General features: G+C 53.7%; 25 protein-coding genes. 5 read left to right on the top strand and 20 right to left on the bottom strand.

Annotation, left to right across the window (positions count from 1 at the left end; translation table 11 throughout):
- Positions 1–115 precede the first annotated feature (115 nt).
- From MVK60_RS01960 to MVK60_RS01950, 3 genes are read right to left on the bottom strand one after another with little or no spacing between them, the layout of a single operon-like run.
- Positions 116–544, bottom strand: coding sequence for a secondary thiamine-phosphate synthase enzyme YjbQ (locus tag MVK60_RS01960; RefSeq protein WP_297435907.1), 429 nt, complete (start codon positions 542–544; stop codon positions 116–118).
- Complete coding sequence (locus tag MVK60_RS01955; protein ID WP_297435905.1) at positions 545–838, bottom strand: hypothetical protein; 294 nt, start codon at positions 836–838, stop codon at positions 545–547.
- Complete coding sequence (locus tag MVK60_RS01950) at positions 817–2,100, bottom strand: prenyltransferase (RefSeq protein WP_297435903.1); 1,284 nt, start codon at positions 2,098–2,100, stop codon at positions 817–819. Before MVK60_RS01950 ends, MVK60_RS01955 begins: the two co-directional genes overlap by 22 nt.
- Before the next feature lie 112 nt (positions 2,101–2,212).
- Here MVK60_RS01950 and MVK60_RS01945 point away from each other — a divergent pair, with 112 nt between their 5' ends.
- Both MVK60_RS01945 and MVK60_RS01940 read left to right on the top strand, forming a co-directional pair.
- Positions 2,213–3,313: a TRM11 family methyltransferase gene (locus MVK60_RS01945; RefSeq protein ID WP_297435901.1), complete on the top strand. Its 1,101-nt coding sequence runs from the start codon at positions 2,213–2,215 to the stop codon at positions 3,311–3,313.
- A 29-nt stretch (positions 3,314–3,342) separates the two neighbouring features.
- On the top strand, positions 3,343–4,629 hold the full coding sequence (locus MVK60_RS01940) for a hypothetical protein (RefSeq protein ID WP_297435899.1): 1,287 nt from the start codon (positions 3,343–3,345) through the stop codon (positions 4,627–4,629).
- A 43-nt stretch (positions 4,630–4,672) separates the two neighbouring features.
- Here the strand turns inward: MVK60_RS01940 and MVK60_RS01935 are convergent, their stop codons facing one another.
- On the bottom strand, positions 4,673–5,107 hold the full coding sequence (locus MVK60_RS01935) for a CoA-binding protein (RefSeq protein ID WP_297435897.1): 435 nt from the start codon (positions 5,105–5,107) through the stop codon (positions 4,673–4,675).
- Positions 5,108–5,174: 67 nt separating this feature from the next.
- Between MVK60_RS01935 and MVK60_RS01930 the strand changes: the two genes are divergently transcribed.
- On the top strand, positions 5,175–5,444 hold the full coding sequence (locus MVK60_RS01930) for a hypothetical protein (protein ID WP_297435895.1): 270 nt from the start codon (positions 5,175–5,177) through the stop codon (positions 5,442–5,444).
- Positions 5,445–5,550: 106 nt separating this feature from the next.
- Here MVK60_RS01930 and MVK60_RS01925 read toward each other — a convergent pair whose 3' ends face one another.
- Positions 5,551–5,964 carry an NfeD family protein gene (locus tag MVK60_RS01925; protein WP_297435921.1) on the bottom strand — a complete coding sequence of 138 codons (414 nt, stop codon included), beginning with the start codon at positions 5,962–5,964 and terminating at the stop codon, positions 5,551–5,553.
- Positions 5,924–6,604: a M48 family metallopeptidase gene (locus MVK60_RS01920; protein WP_297435893.1), complete on the bottom strand. Its 681-nt coding sequence runs from the start codon at positions 6,602–6,604 to the stop codon at positions 5,924–5,926. The genes MVK60_RS01925 and MVK60_RS01920 overlap by 41 nt, the downstream gene beginning before the upstream one ends.
- Before the next feature lie 39 nt (positions 6,605–6,643).
- Here MVK60_RS01920 and MVK60_RS01915 point away from each other — a divergent pair, with 39 nt between their 5' ends.
- Positions 6,644–7,444, top strand: coding sequence for a radical SAM protein (locus MVK60_RS01915; RefSeq protein ID WP_297435891.1), 801 nt, complete (start codon positions 6,644–6,646; stop codon positions 7,442–7,444).
- Position 7,445: 1 nt separating this feature from the next.
- Here MVK60_RS01915 and MVK60_RS01910 read toward each other — a convergent pair whose 3' ends face one another.
- The 9 genes from MVK60_RS01910 to MVK60_RS01870 form a co-directional block, all read right to left on the bottom strand.
- Positions 7,446–8,078, bottom strand: a complete 633-nt coding sequence (locus MVK60_RS01910; RefSeq protein ID WP_297435889.1) for a phosphatidate cytidylyltransferase — start codon at positions 8,076–8,078, stop codon at positions 7,446–7,448.
- Positions 8,079–8,109: 31 nt separating this feature from the next.
- Entirely contained in the window at positions 8,110–9,429 is a 1,320-nt protein-coding gene (locus tag MVK60_RS01905) for a glycerate kinase (protein ID WP_297435887.1), read from the bottom strand.
- Positions 9,430–9,451: 22 nt separating this feature from the next.
- Positions 9,452–10,465, bottom strand: a complete 1,014-nt coding sequence (locus MVK60_RS01900) for a TrmB family transcriptional regulator (RefSeq protein WP_297435885.1) — start codon at positions 10,463–10,465, stop codon at positions 9,452–9,454.
- Positions 10,466–10,474: 9 nt separating this feature from the next.
- A complete protein-coding gene (locus MVK60_RS01895; RefSeq protein ID WP_297435884.1) occupies positions 10,475–11,587 on the bottom strand; it encodes an ABC transporter ATP-binding protein in 1,113 nt (370 codons plus the stop codon).
- Between the two features lie 10 nt (positions 11,588–11,597).
- Positions 11,598–12,431 (bottom strand): carbohydrate ABC transporter permease, encoded by an 834-nt coding sequence (locus tag MVK60_RS01890; protein ID WP_297435882.1) that lies wholly within the window; start codon positions 12,429–12,431, stop codon positions 11,598–11,600.
- A complete protein-coding gene (locus MVK60_RS01885) occupies positions 12,428–13,276 on the bottom strand; it encodes a carbohydrate ABC transporter permease (protein WP_297435880.1) in 849 nt (282 codons plus the stop codon). The genes MVK60_RS01890 and MVK60_RS01885 overlap by 4 nt, the downstream gene beginning before the upstream one ends.
- Positions 13,277–13,285: 9 nt before the next feature.
- The gene (locus tag MVK60_RS01880; protein WP_297435878.1) at positions 13,286–14,617 is read right to left on the bottom strand and encodes an ABC transporter substrate-binding protein; all 1,332 of its coding nucleotides are present in this window, start codon (positions 14,615–14,617) and stop codon (positions 13,286–13,288) included.
- Between the two features lie 129 nt (positions 14,618–14,746).
- Positions 14,747–15,760 carry a Gfo/Idh/MocA family oxidoreductase gene (locus MVK60_RS01875; RefSeq protein ID WP_297435876.1) on the bottom strand — a complete coding sequence of 338 codons (1,014 nt, stop codon included), beginning with the start codon at positions 15,758–15,760 and terminating at the stop codon, positions 14,747–14,749.
- The gene (locus MVK60_RS01870) at positions 15,757–16,770 is read right to left on the bottom strand and encodes a Gfo/Idh/MocA family oxidoreductase (protein ID WP_297435874.1); all 1,014 of its coding nucleotides are present in this window, start codon (positions 16,768–16,770) and stop codon (positions 15,757–15,759) included. Before MVK60_RS01870 ends, MVK60_RS01875 begins: the two co-directional genes overlap by 4 nt.
- 87 nt (positions 16,771–16,857) lie before the next feature.
- Between MVK60_RS01870 and MVK60_RS01865 the strand changes: the two genes are divergently transcribed.
- Positions 16,858–18,000: a glycosyltransferase gene (locus tag MVK60_RS01865; RefSeq protein ID WP_297435919.1), complete on the top strand. Its 1,143-nt coding sequence runs from the start codon at positions 16,858–16,860 to the stop codon at positions 17,998–18,000.
- Here the strand turns inward: MVK60_RS01865 and MVK60_RS01860 are convergent.
- From MVK60_RS01860 to MVK60_RS01840, 5 genes are read right to left on the bottom strand one after another with little or no spacing between them, the layout of a single operon-like run.
- Positions 17,979–18,929, bottom strand: coding sequence for a carbohydrate kinase (locus MVK60_RS01860; RefSeq protein WP_297435871.1), 951 nt, complete (start codon positions 18,927–18,929; stop codon positions 17,979–17,981). The genes MVK60_RS01865 and MVK60_RS01860 overlap by 22 nt on opposite strands.
- A gap of 10 nt (positions 18,930–18,939) precedes the next feature.
- On the bottom strand, positions 18,940–20,136 hold the full coding sequence (locus MVK60_RS01855; protein WP_297435868.1) for a beta-galactosidase: 1,197 nt from the start codon (positions 20,134–20,136) through the stop codon (positions 18,940–18,942).
- 25 nt (positions 20,137–20,161) lie between these two features.
- A complete protein-coding gene (locus tag MVK60_RS01850; RefSeq protein ID WP_297435866.1) occupies positions 20,162–20,983 on the bottom strand; it encodes a carbohydrate ABC transporter permease in 822 nt (273 codons plus the stop codon).
- Positions 20,980–21,867, bottom strand: coding sequence for a carbohydrate ABC transporter permease (locus MVK60_RS01845; RefSeq protein ID WP_297435864.1), 888 nt, complete (start codon positions 21,865–21,867; stop codon positions 20,980–20,982). Before MVK60_RS01845 ends, MVK60_RS01850 begins: the two co-directional genes overlap by 4 nt.
- Before the next feature lie 10 nt (positions 21,868–21,877).
- On the bottom strand, positions 21,878–23,191 hold the full coding sequence (locus MVK60_RS01840; protein WP_297435862.1) for an extracellular solute-binding protein: 1,314 nt from the start codon (positions 23,189–23,191) through the stop codon (positions 21,878–21,880).
- Between the last annotated feature and the right edge of the window lie 230 nt (positions 23,192–23,421).

Genomic DNA, 23,421 nt, shown 5'->3' with positions numbered 1-23,421 from the left:
GGGGAGGACGCGCTGGTTCTTTCCCTCGTGACCGGAGAAGGACTGAACGAACTCATCGAGAAGCTGGCACAGTACGCACAGTACGCACGGTGAACCGGGTTCGTGGACGGTCCAGCTATCGTCCCTCCTCGGGGTACGCCGGGCATGGGCAGACCATAACCTGAACTCTTCTCCTTCTCGGCCCGTCCAACTCGACGAGGAGTATCCTCTGCCAGGTTCCGAGCTGAAGCTCACCCTGGTCCACGGGGATAACCACCTCAGGGTTGAGGAAGAGGGTCGCCATTATGTGGGAGTGGGCGTTTGAATCTATGCGGTCATGGGCGTAGCCGGCCCCCATCGGAACCAATTCTTTCATCTTGGCTTCTACATCCCCAATCAGGCCCGGCTCGTATTCGTTTATCATCAAACCCGTCGTGGTGTGGGGAGTAAAAACCACGGCCATCCCATGAGCCACATCACCCCTCCACACCGTCTCCTGAACCGACCGGGTTACATCGACCACCTGGAACCTCTCCTCCGTGCGAACCTCAAACGTGAAGAGCATTCACCTCGCCTCGCTGAGCTTTCGCCCTATCTCAACGAGAAGCCTTTCAGGATTCATGGACTTTCCAGAGATGGCCGCCCGGAGGAGGACCGCCGTCTCGTAAGCATCGGCAAGCTCCCCTCTCTTCCGATCCAGAACCTCAGACCGAAGTGTCTGGTATATCTCCTCGACGGCATCCCTGAAAAGGACCTCATCGGAATAAAGCTCCCCGTCAGACAGCAGAAGGGTTATCAACCCGGTTATGAAGTCCACCCGGTTCTTCCTGGGCCCTATCAGTGTCTTGAGCCGTTCCACGGTACCACCTTCCCCTCAATCTCGTTCTCAAGGGCTTTGAGGAGAATCTCAGAGACGAGTATCGATGAAAACTTCGGGTCTTTAACCTCAATGGCGGTGTCTATGGCCCTTTCAACCTCGTTCTTCTTGAGCAAGTGGTGGGCTATGTCGGCCATTATCACGGACCTCAGTCTCCCCTCGTGAAGAAGGGAGGCCACCCTCGCCGCCCCATCGACCTCGTCCATCACTATGTAATAGCGAGCTATCTTAGCCCAGACCTCCTCGTTCCTCGTACTTTTACCTATTGCTTCGACCACTTCCCAGCTTCCAAGTTCCGGCCGTTCGAGTATCCTGTTCATCACCGCCTTTCCGACTATGGTAGCCTCCTCCTCGCTCAATGCCGAAACGAGCGAGGGCAGAACGTCGTGGTCACGTTCAAGGAGTTCAATGGCTATTTTCACAAGGGTGTCTTTGCTGTTATCCAGCTTTCTTGCGAGTTCGACCGCTGGAAGACCCTCACCACTGAGCGCGAATGCGAACGCCATCTCTCTGGTGAAGTCGTCCCCAAAACGGGAGATGAGGCTGTTGGCAACCCCCTCAAGGGAGTCTATATAATGGCCCAAGACATCCTTCTCTTTGAGGTAGAACGCCACCTCCTTGAAAGCCTGTCTGGCCCAATCCCTGTCCCCTATCAAGGATATCAGGGAGATTCCGTTCTCATAGCTTCCAAGAGACAGGTAAGCCTTTATAAGCTCCATAATACCCATCGACCGATAGGGTTCGGAGTCTATATACTCAAGGGCCAGCTTGCTCCTCCTGAGATGGTAAGCCACTTTGATGCCTTCCTTCCCCAGCTTCCGAGTGTTGGTCCGCATGGCCGCAAGCAGCACCTCATTCCTCAGTTTTGGGTTGGATATCTCAAGCGCATAGGTTATTGCCTCCCCTATCTCCCCAAGCGAGAGCATGTACGTGGCGGCACTCTCCATCACGACATCCCTGTGGGGGGAGGGGAGTGCTCTGGAGTCCTCAAGAACGCCCTGATATATACGCTTTGAGGCTTTGATGCCGGCCTTACTCATGGAGTAACCGATGGAGAGGAGGGCCTTGAAAGTCTTAACAGGGTCACCGATCTCTTTAGTCGCCTCCATCGCCCTAAGAAACGCCCCCTTGTAGTGCTTCTCCCTGGCCCTCGCGAGTCTTTCACCGATTTTAGCATAGGTCACGGCTTTTATGTACGGGTCCCGAATAACCTCCACAGAGGCAAGTACCTCTTTTATTAACATTCCATACGCCCCCGGCTTATTGTAAACCCATAAGTCTAAACAATACTAGGGAACTCGATCTTATTAACCTAACTCTCGGAACATTTTTAAGTGGGGAATGAAAGGGAGGAGCATGTATGCGGTTGTATTTGGAAAGAATCCACGGCTTAGCGAGGCAGAGTTTTATTCGTTCATAAAACGTTTTGGATTAAAAATTAGAGTATCAGAAACTAATGGGGACTGGCTTCTGTTCGACTCCGATGCCCGGGTTGAACGTTACTTCCACTGGCTGGGAGGGGCGCTTAAACTCGTAAGGATTCTGGGGGAAGGAGAAGAAGCCCTCAGGGAAGTCGGGTACTCCCGGCTCTTCACCGTCAGCCTCTACGGGAAGGACGATTGGAGATTGTGGCGGAGGTTTGGAAGCGAGATAAAAAGAGAGCTCAAAAAGGAAGGACCATCCAAGTTCTTCAAACCTGCCAGGGTTTACGCCATGCCCGCGGAGCTTATTCTCAAGGGATTCCCAGAGGTTAAGGACTTTGACCTCTTCTTCAGGAAAGACGGGACCTTCCTAATCGGAGAGACCGTTGGAGTAACAGACCCATTTGAGCTGAAAAAACTCGACGTTGAACGCCCGCGACAACGTCCCATACTCTCCATACCACCAAGGCTGGCCAGGACTATGGTAAACCTGACCGAGATTAAAAAAGGGAACTTCCTGGACCCATTCTGTGGGATAGGAACCATAGTTCAAGAGTTCGTGCTTCAGGGCCTGGGTGCGTACGGAAGTGACAGCGATGGGGCGGCCATAAAGAACGCGAAGGAGAACATCAGATGGCTCAGGAAGGAGTTTCGGCTGAAAAACTCGGCGCAACTGGAGGTCTGCGACGCACGGAGACTCAAACACTGCTTTAGAACCCGTTTCGACGCGATCGTGAGCGAGCCCTATCTCGGGAGGCCCCTCAAACGAAACCCCGGAAGGGGAGAAGCTATAAAGCTGGCCAACGAGTTGGATAGCTTTTATTATCCTGTTTTTGAGTCAATATCGAATGTCCTCAAGCGGAACGGGAGGGTTGTTTTTGTATTCCCAGCGTTTAAACTGAGCAGCGGCGGGGTCTACCGAAAGGATAGAGGATGGCTGAGGAGGCTGGGATTTGAGACCACTGGAAGGTACCTTGATTTTGAACCCAGGCACAGGCTCGTGAGGGATATCCACGTGCTAAGGTACAGGGGATAAGGTTAAATTCCATTGGAATGCTAACTCTGATGGTGATTGAAATGAGGAAGAGATTGGCTGCAATCATCGTGTTAATCCTAGTTATCGCGGGCGTTGGCTACGTGTACACAACGGAGGGAGCCAACTTAACACTGCAATGGGCGGAAAAGCCTGGAGGGACAGTTTACTATGCACTGTGGACGTTTTCGGGTAACGGTAGCATGGAGGTGTTTGAGAGGGGGAAGACGAACGGAAGGATACACCTCACGAAGGGCACCCTCAAGGAGTTAACATCGCTCGCCAAGACTCGGGGGTCAAACTCCGTGTTCATCGGAGTCGATCTGTGGGTTGTGAAAGATGGAAAGCTCTACACCCTTCCGCCTGAGAGCATTGAACTTCCCTTAAACGCCGGTTCATTCATTCCAGATGGGTACTACCTGAACGTTTCTATAAATGGGGCACTCGAGGACCGGATCTCGTCAGGGGAAACGCCTAAATGGGAAACATCCTATGAAAAGACCTACAGTGGAGTAAAACTTCCCCTGATGGTCATCTCCAAGAACAGCAGTCTTCAGAACAACGTAACCCTTATGTTCAAGCTGAAGAGCTACTCACCGCTGGTGGGTCCCAAAGTGACCGTTGTCTACGGAAAGGTCAGCGGTGCGGGGGGAGAAAGCCTCCCCGAGGGGATGAGGATCAGGATCCTCGACAGCCTGATAACCGGCAGGTACTCCGCAGGAACCACCATCAAGGTGATGGGAAACGACACCACCGCGGCGGTTGGCGTGTATGTCACCCTCCACCTTGAGGTTCAGAAGGAGGTCATATGCGGTTCCGGAGGATGCCACCCAACGGGAAACGAACGGTACGTTCTGAGCGTTGAAAAGGTAGGTGGAAGCTACGACGGTAGCGGCTACCGCTCACTTGAGATCTGGTCAAACGAGGGGACGGGCAACGCTACAATTCCACAGGGGCTTGATTTCGTACCCGTTAACGGAACCGAGATTCACGGAGACAACATGGGATACATAACGGCCGTCTACGGGGACGTGTGGGCCAACGGTACCACCCCGTACAGTCTGGGGGTTGCCGCGCCCGCTGGATGGGTTCTCAAAAAACTTGATGACTCACTGCCGGGATGGTTCAGCCTGGTTCCGATAGAGGTGGGGAACTCGATAGCGGTAAGCATCCATAATGAGGGGGCCTTCCCTATAAGGGCATATGGGGCAACGACCCCGTACAGGGTTTCACTGAAAACTTCCCCAACTGGAGGGGAGTACACGACCACAAAACTTCCCTTCGGCTTTTTCATCCGCCTTGAACCTCCCCTTATCTGACCCCTCCTTTTTTAATTAAACGCAAAAGGGCGGGGGCAACCGTTCAGGGTCTGCCAAAAAGGTGTTCGTGTTCCTGCTTTATACAACGGTGGGCCACAGCTATTAAGCCAGCCTCCTTGGCCTTTTTGAACGCATCCCTATTGTAGGTGTTAAACTGAAACCAGACGACCTTGGCGCCCTTCTTTATTGCCTGCTCGACGTAGTCCCCCGTGAACTCCGGGCGGACGAAGAGGTCGACTATATCCACCTCGTCCGGAACCTCTAAAACGCTCGGATAGCACTTCCTTCCGAGGACTTCGGAATAGCGGGGGTTCACTGGATAGACCTCGTAGCCCTTCTCAAGGAGGTAACGCATCACATCGTTGGAATCCCTCTCCGCTTTCGGTGAAGCGCCCACGAGGGCGATCTTTCTGTACTTCGTCAAAATCTCCCTAACCTCATCGTCGCTCAGCCTGTCTACGGGCATCGTTTTGACCACACAACCACCGAAAAAGGTTGGGGGTCAAACTTTAAAGAGATAACGGAGAACTCCCACAGGTGAAAGCATGGCGCTCTACGAGGAGAGACTGACGAGCCGGGCCTTTCAGATCCTCATGCTGGTTCCAATCCTCTCGATGTTCGCTGGGCTCTACAGGACGTATATGGCAGGTGCCGGTGTTGAAATAATGCTCGCGGTCACGGTTGGGATTACTGTTCTGCTCCTCGATGTCATGGCAATCAGAATCGAGATAGACGAGCGCGAGCTGATGATAAGGGGCATCATTGGGCTTGCGGTCAGGAAGACTGTTTCCATAGAGAACATTGCGAGCTTCTAGGTCGGGAATGGCTGGACCTCCTGCTACGGAACGATACACTTCAACCTGCCAGCTAGGGGCTGCGTCACGATACACCAGAAAAAGGGTTGGACGGTTTCCTTCACGACTAACCACCCGAACGAGGTCGCCGCCGTTCTGGCGACTCTAGGCGTTTCACGAGAACCTTAGCACCGCTCACACTGATGATTTCAACACTCTCACCCCATCTGGCGGTTCCGTTTATGCACTCCGCACTCCAGAGTTCCCCATCAACCTTTACAAGGCCCTCGGGAGTTAAGTCCTCGACGATCACGGCAGTTCTCCCGATGAGACTCTCCGAGCCGGTCTCTGGCCTTGTGTTTAATCCCCCACGCAGGACGAACGGCGCCACGAGGACATCCTTGGCTAGGAGGATCCCTATAACAACCGCCGCAGTCCAGATGGGAACATCGATACCGAAACCTGGGAGTACCAGAAGGAGGAAGAGACCTACTATGACCTCATCCGCCATCAGCGCTAAGAACTTGAGGAAGTTCTTCATTCCGTCCACCAAGCCACCGCCAGTAGGGATTGAGCTCAAGAATGCTCCACCATCTCTTAAGCTCTTCCCTAGCCCTCCGGTAATCGGGGTAAAACTCCCCCACCAGCCCCCAGAAGGCCTTCGAATGGTTCATGTGCTTCAGATGGGCGAGCTCATGGACTACAACGTACTCCCTAAGCTCCCTGGGAAGGGCTATGAGACGAACGTTGAAGTTCAGGTTCCCCCTGGGGGAACAGCTCCCCCACCGGCTCTTTTGATGGCGAATATAGACCTTTCCATATTTAACTCCCATCCTGTGGGCGTAGGAATCCACGAGGGGCAGGAGTTCCCTTCGGAGGATTTTCTTCAGGCAGTCAAGGACATCGCTAGGATTGGGTGAGAGGACGACGGTCTTGAACCGCTCGTGAACCTTGGGCTTTCTCCCGTGGATGACCCCGTAGAACTCGCCGTTGATGGGAAAGCCCGATTCGGCTATCTCGCGAAGGCCCTCTATCTCGGCCAGCTTGCCCTCAAGCCAGCCGCGGTGCCTCTCGATCAGGGCATCGACGTCGAAGCCATCCGGAGCCGTGACCACGACCGTCCCGTCCGACCTCACCTCAAGCCTCGCGTACTTAACCGGCCGACGGCGAACCCTCAGCATTGCCGCTCACCTTTTAAGGAGAATGGATAAAAAGCCCTTATGAAGGTTCGGGTCATAGAGAGGCGCGCCAAGAGCATCTACATCAGATCCAAAATTCCTGGCGTAGAGTGGGCTGTCAACCAGTACGTCGGCTGTACCTTCGCCTGTGAGTACTGCTACGCCAAGTTTCTGACGAGGTGGAAGGACTACGGGAGATGGGGGAGCTGGGTCGAGGTCAAGACCAACGCACCCGACCTGGCTAGAAAGCACGTTTCCGGGAGCGTCGTCATGTCAACGGTGAGCGACCCGTATCAGCCGATAGAGGCCGAGTTGAAGCTCACCCGGAAGGTTTTGAGATACATGGACAAGAGGAACGAACTCTCGGTTCTCACCAAGTCCCCCCTGGCAACCCGGGACATCGACCTTTTCAAGGAGTTCCGAACGATAGAGGTCGGCCTCACGATAAACGGCTTTAGGGGTAGAGAAAAGAGGCTCTTCGAACCTCTAACGCCGGTTCACGAGGCGAGGGTTAATGCCCTTAAGGAACTCCGCGAGGCGGGCCTGAAGACGTACGTCTTCGTCAGCCCCATAATTCCAGAGATAACTGACGTCTCCGCCATAGTAGAGGACACGAGGGGCTTTGCGGACTACTACTTCTTCGAGGTGCTCAACCTCCGCGCCTCCGGAAGGGAATTCCAGGAGCTCCTCCGCGATGAGTACCCGGAAAGCTACGAGGTTCTGACCGATGGCAGTGCCTTTGAAGAGTTTCTGTGGGAGCTGAAGAAGGAGATAAGAGGCCTACACGTGAAGGTGGAGGGAATAGAGACCCACAGGGAAGGCTGGGAGTTCATAGAGCCCTGACTTACCACGTCGTGGAGAGCAGAGTTCCCCCGTAGGTCAGCCAGAGGAGTAAAGCCGTAAAGAACGGAACCGTGGACTCGTCGTAGGCCGAGCGGAGCGGGAGGCTTTCAAGGAGGGTTGCGACCATCGCAACTCCCATTATGATAGCGGGAGATGGATCAAGCTCAAGAACCCTGTGACTGGCCCAGAGTGCCAGGATTGAAACCGCCAGCATCACGATGCTCCCGATGAGGGTTTTTCTCCGGTTCCAGGGAATTCTCGGCCCTCCGAGGAGCTGGCCGGCTATGGCGTTGCAGCAGTCGCCGAAGGTCGAAACCCACAGAGCCGAGAGGGCGGCTATTTTAGGAAAGACCGTACAGATTATGGCCATTGTGACCCACAGGAGGAAGCTCCCGAGGTAGTTATCCTTCTCATCTTCTCTCGCCATCTGGCGGTAGCTCAGGTCTGCTATTGGAACGGTAAACTTCCAGCCCCTCCTGAGCTTCAGGTTCTGGAGTGTGTAGAGAAAGGCAAAGAACCAGACGACAAGGAGGGTTACCCATTTGGGGGTAAAGAGGATTATTGGGGCTCCCAAAATTCCGGGGAGGACGTGCCAGCCCTTTCTCACGAGCTCCCTTCGTGGAATGCGGTTCATGATTTCACCCAGCGATATTGAACGGTTTCTCTTAAAGCTCCTTCGGAATGACAGCCACCACCAGAGAGTTCACGTTCGTTCCGGTCGGGCCGGTCTTGAGGAGCGCGCCGGCCTTTTCCAGCGCATTATATGCGTCGTGCCTCCTGAGGGCTTCCTCGACGTCTATTCTCGCTTCCCTTAGAAGCCCAAGCGTTTTCCCGTCCGCTATCCCGCCGCCGGCGTCGGTCGGCCCGTCCGTCCCATCGGTATCAACCGCCAGGACAACGGCGTTCAGACCGCTTATCTTTTTCGCCACGCTCAGAGCAAACTCCTGGTTCGGCCCGCCGAGGCCGGCATTCCCCTCGATGGTCACCGTCCACTCGCCGCCGGCTATTAGAACCGCCGGCTTTGGAACCGGGCGGTCGTATTTGGCAATCTCCTGGACTATCGAGCCTATTGACAGGGCTATCTCCCTAGCCTCACCTTCAAGGGTCGTCGTGAGTATCGCCGCGTTGTAGCCGAGCTCTCTCGCCTTTTTCAGCGCTGATTCGCAGGCGAGGGTGCTGCTTCCGACTACGAAGTTGTGGACGTTGGGAAGATCTTCCTTGAGGGTCTCCTCGGCCTTTCCCTCAAGCCCCAGCTCGATGTGCCTCTTAACACTCTCTGGAAGCTTCTCCCAGACGCCGTAGAGCTTCAGTATCCGGAAGGCGTCCTGGAATGTGGTGGGGTCCTTCACGGTCGGACCAGAGGCTATCGCCTCAAGCGGGTCGCCAACGACGTCCGAGAGGATGAGACTTATCACGGTACCTTTTACACTTTTTGCCAGCTTGCCGCCTTTCACCGCCGAGATGTGCTTCCTCACTGTGTTTATCTCGTATATCTTTGCCCCGCTCTTTAGAAGGAGCTCGTTCGTCCTGATTTTATCCCCCAGATTTATACCTCCCTCCGGGAGGAGGAAAAGTGCACTTCCGCCACCGGAGATGAGGACGAGAAGGATGTCGTCTTCCCCAACCTTTTCCGCCAGTTCAAGTCCGAGCTTTCCACCCAGAAGGGAGTTCTCGTCTGGAACTGGATGGCCGGCCTCAATGACCTTCAGCCTTCCCGGCTTGGGACAGTCCTCGGCGTAGCCGTACTTGGTGATTATTACACCTTCCTCAATCCGTCCCCCAAGGAGGTCAACTATAGCTTTTGCCATGGAGCAGGCGGCCTTGCCAAACGCTAGGAGGTAGACATCCCCCCGTACTGAGAACTTCTCTCCAAAAACCGTCAGGCGGCTTCCATCGACGCTGATGCTCCTGCGCACTGCCCTGTAGGGATCGGCGCTTTTAATGGCTCCCCTCATGATGTCCAGTGCCACCGTTCTAGCGTCCATCCACATCCCCCGGCAAAAGGATTCACTCAAAGAGGATTATGTGGTCGGCCTCTATGTCCTCCAGGGAAGCGTTCCAGCCACCCACCACGTGCCTCTCACCATCCTCAGTCTCCACAGTTATGTTCGAGATGACTTTGCCCCCATCCTCGTAGAACTCAACAACCCTCCCCATGAGGTGAACCGGCTCTCCAGAACGGACAAAGCGACCGAAAACCTCCACCTTGGCATTCTGGATGTTGAACCGCCGCAGGTCCGAAACAAGCTCCCTTATGTGTATGTACTCCCTCGGAAGCCGGAGTTCCCGCTCCTCTCTGTAAACGATCCTTCCGGTCGGCCAGAGGACATGGTAGAAGTAGCGGTTGAGTATGAAAAGGAGGTTGTTGTCGTGGATTATGAGGCCGTAGCCATGGAGAGAGCTCCCCGAATCCAGGGCCTCGTAGGGGAGGTACACACCCATCTCCTTGTCCTGTATTACAATCACAGGATCTGGGACGTCCCTAGCTCTAATCTCGTTTGCAATTGGCGGGATGTTGCCCTCCCCATAAATAAAGAGGTTTATGCTGACGTTGGAGTCCTTCTTCGTGATAGCTTCCTTAAACTTCTCAAGAATTTCGGTCGGCATCGCCATGCTGAGGTGAAACTTGGCATTTTCAACCGCCCTTCTGACATACTCCTCAAACGTGATCCTACTTTTGACAACCACTACACTTCCGATTTCTTCCCTGGGAGTATACATCTCCTCAAGGGCAGCCTTCAATCGCTCTATCTTCTCGTTGTAACGCCTCTTTATAGCATCCATGACCCTGTCGGGACTGATGGGAATGACCCGCTTGGGCCTCCCCTGGCTTGTTATGACGAAGCCCTTTGCCATCAAGGTTCTTACAACGTCATATATCCTGGGTTGGGGAACCTTTGAGAGCGTCGCGAGTTCCCCTGCAGTTAAAGGGCCACCCTTTATGAGGGTGAGATAAGCTCTAACCTCGTACTCATTGAGGCCAAATTCCCTTAACCAGTCCTTTATCTTCTTCTCCTCCATAGGCACTCCTCAAATTATCGCTTTCTCGGTGCTCTTATCGAAGACATGGATATTGTCAAGATCGACCTCTATTTTAATCTTTTCTCCAACCGGCAGGGGTATGTGACCTGGCAGCTTTATCTTGATTATGTCGTCCCCCACTTTGACGTGGACTATTGTGTCCGTCCCAAGTGCCTCAACGAAGTCAACAGCACCTTCAATTTCCGCTGCCCTAGTTACGTGTTCGAGGGTTGAGACGCCCTTCACAGTCATGTGCTCAGGTCTGATTCCAAGTGTGACGGTCTTGTCGAGATGACCCCTCAACAGTTCCCCAAGATCGGGTGGGAAGGCAAGTCTGAACCCACTCCCCTCAAGGGCAATCCCGCTTTCAGTTTCCTTGACGCTGACCTCCAGCATATTCATCTCCGGTGATCCAATGAACGTGGCTACGAATGTTGAGTTGGGTTTTAGATAGACCTCGGTTGGGGGACCTATCTGCAGCAGACGACCCTTGTTCATGACGGCGATTCTATCCCCCATAGTCATGGCCTCAACCTGATCATGGGTAACGTAGACCGTTGTGACCTTGAGCTTCGTCTGAAGTTTCTTTATCTCGGCCCGCATCGTGACCCTTAACTTGGCATCGAGATTACTCAGCGGCTCGTCCATCAGGAGGACCTCAGGTTCCACAACGACGGCCCTTGCAACCGCCACGCGCTGTCTCTGGCCTCCACTAAGCTGGGCCGGATACCGATCGAGAAGCTCACCGATCTGAAGGAGCTCAGCTGCCCACCTGACCCGCTCCTTGATTTCGTTCTCTGGATATTTCTTCACTTTTAAGGGAAAGGCTATGTTCTCGTAGACCTTCATGTGGGGCCACACTGCATAGCTCTGAAAGACCATCGAGATGTTCCTGTCCTTAGGAGGCAGATATGTAACGTCCCTATCCCTGAAGTATATCCTCCCAGCGGATGGGGTCTCAAGGCCCGATATCATCCTCAGCGTTGTGGTCTTACCACAGCCACTGGGACCGAGAAGAACGAGGAATTCCCCATCCCTTATCTGCAGGGTGAGATCGTCAACGGCCTTTACCCTTCCGTTGTCGAAATATTTCTTGAGGTTTTCAAGTCTAACTTCAACCATACGGCACACCTCACTTGAGCGTTATACCCCACATTGTCACGAGGTACTTTCTTGCGAAGAATATAAAGAACATTGCCGGCAGAGTCATTATGAACGCAGCTGCAAACTTGTAGTAGGGGGGTGCTGCCCCTCCGCTAGCCCCTGCCATTATTGAGAGTATCTGTGCTGGGAGTGTCCTGTTCTTCAAAGTCAGGATGGAGGCTATAAAAACCTCGTTCCAAGACATCACGAAGGTAAACATTGCGGCCGCTGCCAATCCAGGTAGGGCCAGGGGCAACGTTATTTTGAGGAAAGACTGGAATCGGCCGAGCCCAAACACCATGGCAGCCTCTTCAAGTTCCTTGGAAACCCCCGCGAATATGCTGGAAGTTATGAGAACCACGAACGGCAGGGCCATTGCCGTGTGTGCAAGCGCAACCCCAAAGAGGGTATCTATCAGATGGAGACGTATGTACAGGACCACCAGGGGTATAGCCATGACGGGGATTGGAAACATCCTCAGGGCAATTATTGAGAGTTTTACCGTGTCCTTTCCGGGAAAGATGAACTTGGCTATGGAGTATCCGGCGGGAATCCCAAGAGAAAAGCTTATGAGTATCGTCATGACCGCCACCGCTATGCTGTTCTTTATGCCCTGCCAAGCCCCCAGCGTGAACAGAATGGTCCTCACCCATTCACTAGTGTAGTGCACGGGCACAATCCTATGCATGTTGTAATAGTCAAGCTTCGATGAGAAGGCGTAAAGCATTGAGACCACTATTGGGACAATTACCCAGAGGACTATGGTAAAGAGGAACGTGTAAAGAGCGAGTTTCCTGATGAGGAATCTGGTCCTGTCGTTCATGTTCTTACCTCCAGGTACTCAGCCTTGAGGAACTTGACGTAAAGGGCCCCCAAGACTATTGAGAGGACAGCAATCATTAAGGCGTAGATAGCCGCAACACCATAGTCCCTGATAAATGTCAGTTGATAGAATCCTTCCCCTGCAAGGACCGGTATGTCCCTACCCGCCAGCATCCACACTGCACCGAAGATCTGCATCGCAAAGAGGGTTCTAATTATCAGGGCGCTTTGTATACTGGGCTTTAACATTGGAATGACTATCCTCCTCATCTTCGTCCAGTAGCTGGCACCGAAGACGTCCGCGGCCTCAAGATACTCTTTACTTATCATCTGCAACCCTGCGAGGATTATGACGAACACTATGGCCGTTGCCCTCCAAACTTCCTCCATGACTATTGCGAGAAATTCCATGTTTCTGTATTGGTACCCAAAGAAGTGTATGGGCTGACTGATTATGCCAAGGTTAAGGAGTAGCTTGTTCAGGAAACCCGCGTCTGACAGCATGGTGTACCATATAAGGCCACCGGCCACGTCGCTTATAGTCAGTGGTATTATAAGGGCATAGAGAACCATACCCTTACCTTTGAAGGTACGTATCATGATCAAGGCCAGAACCAATGCCAGAAGTATCTGCACCGGAATTATAACTGCCCCAAGTGCTATGGTGTACTTGAGGGCGCTTAGGAACGTAGGGTTGCCGACGGCCCTGTGGACGTTCGAAGCCGAAGGATGACCGTTAACGAAAAATGCAAGATTTAACGCCTGTATCAAAGGATACCCGATGAAAAAAAGGAGATACGCCACGGCAGGTAAAAGTAAAAGATATGGAAGGTACTTGGACCTCATAGCAATCCCTCATGGTGTCGGGATGCCTTTCTCCTTAAACAGACCGAGCAGCTGAGGTCCGAGGTCGCTCAGCACCTTTTGGGGGTTCTCCCCCTGAAGAACTATTCTCTTAAACGCCTCCTTGTATATGTTCTTGAACTCACCGCCCTTGTCCCCTAGGTTAGGTATCATGACTATAAGGGCGTCTGATGTTGACGACTGGGCGGTTACCCCTTCAGCCAGTATCTTGAGGGGTCCGTTGGGGATTTCGTTTGTCGCTTCCTTAACCGTCGGGAAGAATCCAACGTTCTTCATGACTTCAACCTGGGTCTCAGGTCTGGTGAGGTAATCTATAAGATTCCATGCCGCTTCAGGGTTTGGAGAGTTCTTTGGAATCGCCAGCCCTGCGAGGACAACGATGAACCCCCTTCCCTTCGGTCCTCTGGGAACCGGAACAACAACGAACTGGTCGGGCTTGGTTTCAATTGCGTTTTTAATTCTCGCCGTGTGGTCCCACGCAATAAGAACCTGTCCGGTTAAGAGAGGATCGCTCATCGCATCCCAGGTTGTTGATGCCGGGTTCACGTACTGCCACAGGTTCTTAAGGTAGCTCCACATCCCAAGGGCCGCCTGACTGTTGAATTCCTTGGCTTCATATCCCGTGTACGATGGATACAGGTACCCATGCAGAAACCTGACAAACAGACCGTTTGGTCCAGCGGGGAACCCAAGCTCCGGCTGTCCTTTAGCCTCTTTGAGTTTCTTGGCCCATGCAAGGAGGGCATCGTAAGTCCACTTGTTAGTTCCTTTTATAACGTCCTCCTTTGTGAGGCCACTGGGGAGGTAGTTGAATGCCTCTTTGTTCACCACCATGACGTACGTTGCGCTCATCCAGGGGACGTAAACCTGCTTACCGTTAATTGTGGCGTATTTTTCAAAACTTGAGATAAAGGTTCTGCCCGTTAGTTTTGGCATTTTGCTCAGGTCCATAAGCCATCCTTGGGAGGCATAGTAATCCATACCACCGTGAAGGTCGCCTATCAGGTCAATCGTAACCTTGCCCGTTTTTTCCTCCGCTGCCAGGCGGGTGGAGAGATCCGTGTAGCTCAGCGGGACAAAGTCAACATCAATGCCGCTCTCTTTTTTAAAGCCGGAGATCAGGGTGTTGATAACAAAACTTCTCTCTTCAGGCGGGTTGAGCTGGGTCGAAACCCAGGTTAACTTGCCGACTTTTGGGGCAGTGCTTGTCCCGCTTGGTGTGGCTGTTGGAGAGGAAGTGGTCCCCCCACCGCTAATGCATCCGCCGGCTACCACGGCAAAGGCTACAAGGCCGATCAACAGCAAACCAAACACCCTTTCCATACAACATCACCTGCATGCTTTAATGTCAATAGACTATACAGCTCAACGCATATAAGTTCATCAAAGTATATAAGGTTTATGGATTAAAACCACTAGAAGTAGTTGTATTATAAAAAAGTAAAAATTCGATCAGAATTTAAGTTTAATCGATATATTCCTCCTAGAAGCCTCATACGCCGCTAGGATTACCGCTAGGTTCTTCTTGGCGTCCTCCCCTGTTATGGGCACTTCCCGGTTCCCGAGCACGGTATCCGTGAACGAGTTCACTATCCCCCTAACGTCCGGCCTGTCCCAGTATATCTTCTCGGCCCTGTCCTGATAGACAGTGAAGTCCGGGTAGGCGGTCCTGACGTCGAGGAAGCCCTCCCTGCCAACGAGGTAGTACTTTATCTCAATGCCGTAGGAGTAGCCCTTGGGGTTGCCCCAGCCCGCGGTAAGAACCGCCAAGACACCTTTCCTGAACTCAAGGACGGCCGTCCCTATGTCATCCACCGGGAAACCGTATATCTTGCTCCCTATGTCGGCGTAGACCTTCCTGGGCACATCGCCGGTGAGCCAGAGAAGGGAGTCAACGCCGTGGGGTGCGGTGTCCATGAAGCCCCCGCCGCCGGACTTTCTAACGTCCAAAAACCAGTCCATATCGAGCCCTTGGAGGAATATCGGCGGCTTGACGTTTTCAGAAATCGTCTGTATGTATTCTAGGGCACCTATCTCACCCGCATCGATCATCTCCTTGGCCTTCCTGAGGGGCTCCGTGAACCGGGGGTTGAAGGGGAGCATGAGCTTAACCCCTGCCTTTTTAGCGGCCTTTATCACCTCATCAGCGTCCCTGAGGTTCAGAGCGATGGGCTTCTCAAGGAGTATGTGCTTGCCCTCCTCCGCGGCCCTGACGGCTACTTCCTTGTGTCTATATGTTTCTATGGCAATGTAAACGGCCTCCACGTTTTTATCCCTCAGGAGGGCCTCGTAGTCCCTATAGAACTTCGCCCCGTACTTCCTCGCCTCGGCCCTGGCCACGTCAGAGTTCGAGCCGTCCCCGGATATGGCGACGAGCTTTGTCCTCTTGCCCCCCGCAATTACCGAGGCAAAACGGAGGGCATGCGGATGGGCGTAGCTGATTACTCCAAAGTTGAGCTTCCTCATACCTCAACCACCTCCCCCTTCCTGGCGCTTTCCTTGGCCTTTTCTGCAATCTTCAGCGCAATAAGAGCGTCCTCCGCTGTAACCATTGGCTCCTCCCTGCCCCTGATGCAGTTGAAGAAGTGCCTCAGCTCCCTCTCGAAGGCATCTGGAAACGTCGACAGGAGCGGTGAGAAGCGGGGCATCTCGAAGTTGGCCTTGGCAACGCCGACGACCGGGGTATCCAGCGGTGTATAGCGTATCCTGCCGTTCTTGCCTATGATGTCAACGTGGTGGTAGAATACACCGTAGCGCGAGGGATAGGGATACGCCCAGCTGACCTCGGCTATGCCCGTTTTTTCTCCCTCAAACTTTATCATCATCATGAAGTGGTCGAACGTCCCGTTGGCTCTAGCCTCTTCCTTTATCGCTTTTCCAACGGCGTAGACACTCACCGGTTCGCTCTCAAAGAACCAGCGCAGGAAGTCCGTGACGTGGACTCCAAGGTCAACGGCAACGCCGCCACTTCTCTTTTCGTCCCAGTACCAGTAGCCCTTCGGGAAGGGGAGGTTCTGGACTTCGGCCTTCCTGATGTGCATGGGAAGGATGTTGCGCTTCTTTATGACCTCCTTCATCTGAATCCATCTCTTGTCAAACCGCCTCACGTGGCCAACGAAGAGATGCAGGTCTTTCTTTTCGGCGGTTTTTATCATCCTCTCGCCCTCTTCAACGGTGAGGGCTATCGGCTTCTCCACTACCACGTGCTTTCCAGCCTTAAGGGCCGCAATGGCCAGCTCGGCATGGGTGTAAGTCGGCGTCAATATCTCCACGACGTCGAGGTCGAGGTCAAGGAACTCATCGAGGCCCGTGAACGCCTTCGCCCCGAGCTCCTTAGCACCTTCCTTCGCCCTGGCAGCGTCTATGTCCATGCAGGCAACGACCTTAATCCCCTCTATTCCCCTCAGCGCCTTTTTGTGAGCGAGGTTGAATATGTTTCCGCAGCCTATCACTCCCACCTTCAGCTCCATGGGCATCGCCTGCTTCCCAATACGGTCGAAAGGTATATAACCTTTTTCAAAGTAAACCACTTTAAATGGTTGTAACTTATGAGGGTGGAGAAGATGAGGGTTATCGTCGGAATTCCCAGTTACAACAACGAAGAGACCATCTCCTTTGTCGTGAAACAGGCCGCAGAAGGGCTTAAAAAATACTTTGGAGGGGGAATAGTAGTCAACGCCGACGGAGGGAGCACCGACGGGACGAGAGACGCAGTGATGAGGACGGAGGTCCTAGACGGTGTCGAGGTTCACAGCTTCGTTTACAGATGGCCCATCCCGGGGAAGGGCAGTGCCATGAAGGAGCTCATGGAGTTTGCCCTCGGGAGGGACGCCGATGCCATAGTCTTCGTCGACAGCGATTTAAGGAGCATAACCCACGAGTGGATATACCGCTTTGCCAGGCCCATCGAGGAAGGCTACGACTTCGTGGCGCCGCTCTACATAAGGCACAAGTGGGATGGCACGATAACCAACAAAATAGCCTACCCGATGACGGCCTCTCTCTACGGAAAGAACGTCAGACAGCCGATAGGGGGAGACTTTGGAATAAGCAGAGGACTCATGGAGGTTTACCTCGAAGATGAGGAGGTCTGGAAGACGCACGTGGCGCGCTTCGGCGTGGATATTTTCCTGACGACGACTGCCATAGCTAGGGGCTTCAAAATCACCCAGGCGGCGTTGGGGATGAAGATACATGACCCCAAGGATCCTGCCGCTTCCCTCGGTCCCATGTTCAACCAGGTCGTCGGAACGCTGTTCATGCTGATGAGGAAGTACGAGCATGCTTGGAGGGACGTGAGAACGATAGAGCCCGTCCCGGTATTCGGGGAGCTTGAGAAGGGCGAACCTGAGCCCGTAAAGGTGACCCTGGAGCTCCTGGAGATAAGGGCGAAGGAGCTATTCGCCCAGCACGAACCTGTGCTGAGGAGGGCGCTTAGTGAAGAGACGCTCAAGGGGGTGGTGAGTGCACTCAAGACCTTCGAGTTCGACGACAGGCTCTGGAGCCACGTCCTCTACGACGGAGCCGTGGCGTACAGGAACGGAATTCTAACCGAGGCGGAACCCCTCGTGCCGCTGTACTTCGCAAAGACGGCGGACTTCGTCAAAAGAACGATGGACATGAGCACCCTTGAGGCTGAAAAACTGATAGAGGAGAGGGCTAAGGTATTCCTTGAGGAGAAGGACTACCTCCTGGAGCGGTGGTAGAGCTCCCTCACCTCTTTCATTAGGACTATCTCCTCCATTTTTGGAACGCTCCAGGCCCCCCTGAGGGCCGTTGAGAGCGCGGCTACGAGGTTTGCGAAGCGGCCGATTTTTCTGAGGTGCTCCTCATCTATGGAATTCTCACCGAGCAGGTTCGAGTAGTGGAGACCAGCAAGGAGGGCGGCCATAAAGGCATCTCCAGCCCCGGTGGTGTCAACCGGCTCTACCCTGTAAGCAGGGATATGAACCCCAGCGCCTCCGCTCCTCAGCTCGCTTCCCTCTGCACCCAGAGTCACCACGAATATTTTGAAGTCGAAGTCTTCGGGGCTTATTCCGTTGTCTCTAAGGTACGCCAGCTCCCCATCACCGAGCTTGACTATATCGACAAGTTTCAGGGCCCGCTCAATATCCTGGAGCATCTCATCCTCCCTTCCGCGCCAGAGGTCGAGCCTTATGTTGACGTCGTAGCTCAGCGGAACCTTTCCCTTAAGTTCCTCCAGAATCCCGAAGAGCGTCGAACGCGAAGGCTCCCTGGCGAAGAGAACGCTCCCGAAGTGGACAACTTCTGCCCTCTCAAGAAGGGCAGTCTCCACGTCCTCAGGCTTCAGGTTGAAGTAGGCAACGCCGTCGTAGAGTATGAACTCCGGCCTAGCACCGATGAGCTGGACGAAAACGACGCCGGTGTGCCTCTCAGGGTCTCTCGGGATGAATGTCTTAACACCTTCATCTGTGAGCCTTTCGATCAGGAAGTCCCCGAAAGGGTCGTCTCCGACCTTGCTCACCAGGGCGCTCTCAACTCCGAGCCTGGAAAGGCCGACGGCAACGTTCGCAGGAGCGCCGCCAGGGTGCTTCTCGAAGGACTTCACATCCTTAAGCTTCCCCTCCTGGAGGGCTATGAAGTCTATGAGGACTTCGCCGATGGAGGCAATCACGGCAACCACCTCACTCAAGGCCAAGCTTTTGCCTGAACTCCCGGTACAGCCTTACAAGGTTGCCCTTGGGGTCTGAATAGTAGTCTTCAGGCACCTCTATCTCTACGGTTCTCCTTTTAAGTTCGCCCATCTTTTTCCTGAACTCTCCCATCACAAAGGCGGTCGGCTTTAGGCTCCCGTCGCTCCTTAGAAGACCGAAAAACCTCTCATGGACTGCCCTATCAAAGGGAGGCCTGCCCCATATGCTCTCGTGATAATCGGCGAAGTTCCAGTAGAACGCACCCAGGGTTCCAAACTCATAGAGGGCCGTGAGGGTCTCTTCCAGCCACCTTGCGGCATCCTTTTCATTTATAAGGTAGTGCTCTGTCTCGTGTTTACCCGTCACGGAGCGTATCCTTCTGGTCTCCCCGGGCGTCGTCGGCATCCCGAACTCCTGCATGAGGACCTCCTTTCCCCCGAGTGCTTTCGTCAGCAGACATGCGAAGGGGACAAAGTAGGGATCGAGGGGATCAGTGAAGTCCGTGTAGACCGAATACGCGTGCATACAGAGGAAGTCGTTTCCTTCAGCCACATCGCCAACGCGGAAGTGCTTGTCCCCCTGAATGTCCTCCTGGTGGATACCGAAGGTCACCGACTTGCTGGAGCTGGCCTTCAGCGTTTCGTAAACGAACCGAACCCATCTTCTCCCGGCCTCGGGGGTGCGGGGTATCCTGACGTTGTCTATCTCGTTGGAGATGTCCCACGCATACAGTGCCGGATGGTCGTCGAGTTCGGAGCCAACGGTCCGGAGAAGCAGTTCTTCTGCCTCCAAGAGGTCAGGCTCCTCGTAGATGTCCCTCGCGCCGCGGTCAACGAGCCTTCCGTTAGAGTATGTCAGAAACCTGTTGTGGGGTTCATCGGAGAGAACCCACTCAGGGAGCCAGTTTATCCCGCTCATGTGCCCGATGAAGAAGGTCGGCATGACTCCCAGTCCGAGTTCATGCGCTATGTCCATGACCCTCCCCAGGTTCCGGAGGGATTTATCGTTGATCCGTTCGGGTTCCGGCTGAAAGTCCTCCCAGAGCAGGAAAATCCTCACAACATCGAGGCTGAGCTCCTTTATAACCTCAAACTCTTCCCTAACCTCCCCTTCCTCAAATTCCTTCCACCAGAACATGGCCTTCCTTCTCGGCCAGTAGTTGACACCGAGGACGAACTCCATCTTCATCCCTCCAAAAAAGTTTTGAAAGGGCTCAGCCCTTGATTCCGCCGGACACTCCCCTCATGTAGTACTTCTGAAGCACAACGTAGACGGTGATAGGCACGATTATCGCCAGCACTCCAGCGGCTGTCAGCTGTCCCCAGTTGGGGTTGTAGCGGCTTATGAACTGCGTTACTCCAGCCGAAACCGGCCACTTCTCCGGCCTCAGCAGGGTTATGGCGAAGAACAGATCCTGCCACACAAAGATAAACTGCACGACCGCAACGCTGATGACTGCCGGCATCGCTATGGGCAGTATCACCCTGAAGTATATCCCAACGTCGCTGAGGCCGTCTATCCTCGCGGCCTCCTCGTAGTCCTTGGGGATGGACATAAAGAAGTTGCGGAGGAAGAATATCATCCACGGGAGCGCGAAGGCCGTGTGGACGAGGATTATGCCGTAGTACTGATCGTACATGTGAAGATCACGGAAGAGCCTCAGGAGTGGGACTATGACCGCCTGCTGGGGGACAACCTGGATGGCCACGAGGGTGAGGAAGAGCATAGTCTTTATCGGGAAGCTGAAGGAGGTAAAGCCGTAGGCGGCCATTCCGGCGATGAGTATTGGGACTATCGTTGCCACCGTGGCTATCAGTATGGAGTTGAGGATGTTCCTCCAGAAGCCGGCGTTCCACACGCTGACGTAGTTGTCAATGATGAAGTGGGCGTTCTTGAGGTTCCACCAGCCGTTCACTATCTCGTCGAACGGCCTGATGGATGTCATTATCAGTCCCAGGAGGGGTACGAGGAGCATCAGGCCTATTGACCACGCCACGAGGTTTATGGTGACCTTGTATCTCGTGCTAACCTTCATGAGCCCACTCCCCTTTCACTTATCATCTTCTTCAGCATCCCTATGGAGAACAAGAACACTGCAACAGTCAGCAACGTCGCTATCGCAGCTGCGTAGCCCCACCTGAACATGCGGAATATTTCGTAGTACACCATGTAAGCCAGCACCGAGAGGTACATTGGCACGGATTCACCCCCTGAGAGGACGTAAACGAGGTCAAACACCTTGAGTATGTATATGGAGCTCATAGTGACGACTACTATCAATGCAGGCTTCAGCAGGGGCAGTATGACGTACCTGAAGCGCTGCCAGGGGTTCGCACCATCGATAATCGAGGCCTCAAGAACCTCGATGTCGAGACCTTCCAGTCCGGCCAGGAATACCGTAGTCGAAAAGCCCTGCCACGCCCACAGGGAGCCTATTATGACGAAATATATCGCCGTGCTGGGATCCTGAATCCACGCCCTTGGTTCTATTCCAAAGAAACTTAGCACGTGATTGACGATACCCGCGTTGGGGTCCAGGAGGAGCCTCCAGACGATACCGACGACGGTAAGGGGCATTACCATGCCAAGCATGACGAAGCCCCTGAGCAGGTTGCGCCCCACAACGGCGCTGTTGTGGAGGAGGAGTGCGAAGCCAAGGCCGATCATGGTCACAAGGGGCAGGAAAACGATGAATATAAATATGTTGTTCTTCACCGACGTCCAGAAGAGCGGGTCACCCATCATGGTGCGGTAGTTCTCAATTCCAACGAACTGGGGCTGGGTGAAGCCGTCCCACTTGGTGAACCCCAGGTAGAACGTGTTGAAAATCGGGTAGAGTATAAAAACTAAAAGGAGGATGAAGGCGGGTATCATCAGGATCAGGAAATCCCTGCTGAGCCAGTCCCTCCTTCCGCCCATCTCAGGCACCTCATGAGCCGTAGTACTGTTCCGCATACTGTTCAAGCTCCTGGGCTATCTGCTGGTAGTTGTCCGGGTTGGCCCAGAGCTCGAAGAGCTTGTCCCAGATTATCGGCTGGAATCCAGGTGGGGCGTTGTCGTCAAGGTCTGGAACCACGGTGTACTTTGCCATCATGTCGATGATCTTCGCGTCAACCGGGTCGTAGGCGCTCTTGGGAACCTTGAGGTTGGGCGCCAGGTAGCCCTTCTGCTCAACCATTATCTTCTGGTACTCCGGACCGGCGAGCCACTTGGCGAGCTCAAAGGCCGCATCCTTGTGGGGAGCACCCTTTGGAATTACAACCCAGTCGCCACCGGCAACGATGGCGAAGTCGGCGTTGGGGTTGATAACGGGGAACGGAATCAGGTCGTAGTCTGTGCCTGGCTTGTACCCCTGGTTCTGGAGCATGAGGTTGATCCAGTTGCCCATGAAGTACATGGCCACATCTCCCTGGCCAAGCCTCGAAACCTGAACCTCCCACTTCTCACCGATGGCGACCTTGGGATCACCGTAGCAACCGTCTTTAATGAGGTCGCTGAGTACCTTGAAGGCCTCAATAACCTGCGGGTCGGTCCACTTGACCTTGTGGGTCATGAGGTCGTTGTGGAGCTGTGGGCCACCAATCCTGATGAGAACCGCCTCAAAGATGTCGGTCAGAGGCCACTTGTCGGCGGCTCCGCTTGCCATTGGCTGAATTCCGTGCTGCTCAAAGACCTTACAAACGGCCTTAAGGTCGTCAAGGGTCTTCGGTGGCTTTACGTTGTACTTCTTGAAGTCGTGGACGTTGTACCAGATTCCAGGCTTTGCCCAGGCCTTTATTGGAACAGCGTAGTAGGTGTTCCCAACCTTCACGGGTTCAAGAAGGTTCTCCATGATGTCACCCTTGTAAGCATCGACCACAGAGTTCATAGGTTCGAGCTGGTTCTTCTGGCCGAGCTCGGTAATAAGGGCCGGCCACGGAAGAATCGCGATATCAAAACCCGGAGAGCCCGTTGCGAGCTCCGTTAGAACGGCATCCCTGAGCTTGGACTGAATCACATACTTTATCTTAACGTTGGGGTGCTCCTGCTCGTAAACTTTCAGAGCCTTTTGGAAGTTCTCACCCTCAACCCCACCCCACTGGCCGTAAACGACTATCTCAACCTGCTTCTGAGTGGTCGTCTGTCCGGGGCTGGAGGTTGTCTGCGTTGGAGATGTTCCCCCTCCTGAAATGCATCCTGAGACAAAGGCGGCTAACAACAGCACGCTCAAAAGCAATGCAAACCTTTTGGCATGAAACCTCATAGATAGACACCTCACCAGGGCTGTTCACTAGGCCTGTATACTTTTAGTATATTTATACTTTTCGGAAAGCCCCTGTTAATTTATGTCCATAATTTTCCAGGAATTTAGGAAGATGTCTGGATTAATAACGGAAAATACCAACTTCATTTACAACATGTCCATTAAAATCCGGGACATATTTCAAAAAACTTTTTATATATAGACAGCCAAACATTTGCCGGGTATTCATA

Origin of the sequence: Thermococcus sp., assembly GCF_026988555.1 — an archaeon.
Classification (GTDB): domain Archaea; phylum Methanobacteriota_B; class Thermococci; order Thermococcales; family Thermococcaceae; genus Thermococcus.
Note: the sequence above shows the minus strand (reverse complement) of the source record. Positions and strands in the feature narration are given on the sequence as shown.